Annotated in this window: 2 protein-coding genes; both read left to right on the forward strand. The window is 53.8% G+C overall.

The features are described 5' to 3' along the window. A partial coding sequence (locus tag AC1DU6_RS29925; RefSeq protein ID WP_477861667.1) for a hypothetical protein occupies window positions 1–784 on the forward strand: 784 nt, incomplete at its 5' end. 54 nt (window positions 785–838) lie between these two features. Beyond that, on the forward strand, window positions 839–1,764 hold a 926-nt coding region (locus AC1DU6_RS29930; RefSeq protein WP_477861669.1), incomplete at its 3' end, for a glycoside hydrolase family 5 protein.

Raw genomic sequence — 1,764 nt, forward strand, 5'->3', positions numbered from 1 at the left:
TCCTTGGATCGAGAGCCAGCGTCCGCTGAACACCTTATGGCTATTGCGTCAGCAGATTGACAAGTATCTTCCAGGAATGCGCGGCATGCCTGTGATCCGCTTGAACGAGATCAGCCAGTTATATTGGAAAGAGTATGAACGGCGACTGGCCGTCGAAATGGCAAAAATTGCCGGCCTAACCGAGGATTTGGCGCAGGCCTGCCCCTCAGCAACGTTGGCGKCTTGGTTGCAAGTGATGCGAGACATTTGGGTGGCCGGAGGCCGTGAACGACTCGCTCCGCATGACGCTACAGAGCCGTGGCGCCCCTTGGCCATTGACCCCAAACGGCCTAACTTGAACTTGATACTCGATGGAGCAGCACCGCATGATGCACCGGAGGCGATGGACTGCGCAATTCAGCCGCTACTGGCGGACGCCAATCAACGTGAAAAGTTCGTGAAGTCGGCTATAGCTGTGCGACGAGCCATAAAACCTATATTGCGCGGCGCCGCAGACTCGCTGGCCACATATCTTGCGGCCCAGGCTAGACGCAAGAATCAACCGTTGCCAGACCTTGAGCGCGACAGTTGGTTCCGCATAGGAGTGGTAGCGAGGATGCTGGACGCGGATTTCAATTCGGCAACGGTGCAGGAATTAATGACTCAAACGTTACGGAATGCGCGTCACACACTCGCTGATTTGGCACCGGACGTACCTGGCAATAGCGGCATTGCGCAGATCCGGGCCCTGTCGGAGGGGGCCGTGGGCGCGATGCGCGGCCCCAATACTTGGCAATTGGGATAATAACATTCATGACATCAGCATTGCTGTCGAAAATATGACCGGCAGGAGCGTATAGTGAAACTTGAAGTCAAAAAATACCCGAACTACAATCAATGCCCTGAGCCTGTTCAATACCATGGGATGGAGCGAAGCGCCGAAGACATTATTCGGTCAATTCAATTGGGATTTAGCATTGGCGATTGTTTAGAGAGCGTCGGCCAGAAGTCAGAGACATCCTGGGGAAACCCTCGGATTACCCCCTCACTCATTCACTTCATCAAAGAGCAGGGCTTCAACGCCGTGCGCTTACCAATCTCATGGAGTCAGTACGCCGACCCGGAAACGGCACGTATCGAACCTGAATGGCTCCAGCGCGTTGAGGAAGTGGTTGGACACTGCTTCGACAATGATCTATACGTCGTCATCAACATCCATTGGGATGGAGGCTGGATTGAGGATTATGTAACGGAGGATGCGGCCGCCGACGTAATTCCTAAGTTGCTGGCGTTTTGGCAACAGATAGCTACCAAGCTGCGGCACTTTGATCAACGCCTCCTTTTTGCCGGCATGAATGAACCGAAAGTTGATTCAATCGAGCAAATGTCGGTGCTCAAGCGCTACCATGAGACCTTTATTGACGCTGTACGAGCAACCGGCGGCAGAAATGCGTATCGCACCTTGGTACTGTCGGGCCCAACTACCGACTTTGCAAAGACAGAGAAATGGCTCAATGAACTGCCGGTGGACAGCGCTCAGGATCGCCTGGCGCTAGAAGTGCATTATTACGACCCCTGGAACTTCACGGGACTGCCCGAGGACGAATCTTGGGGACGCTGCTTTCACTATTGGGGTCAAGATAATCACAGTCCGTGGGATTTCAGCCGCAATTCAACATGGGGTGAGGAAGAGCATCTCAAGACAATGTTTTCGCGACTAGCCACCAAGGCTCGAGCGCTTGGGGTGCCGGTATTGTTGGGCGAGTACTCAGCTCGTAATAGAAC

It is taken from the genome of Roseateles sp. P5_B10 (genome assembly GCF_056400485.1).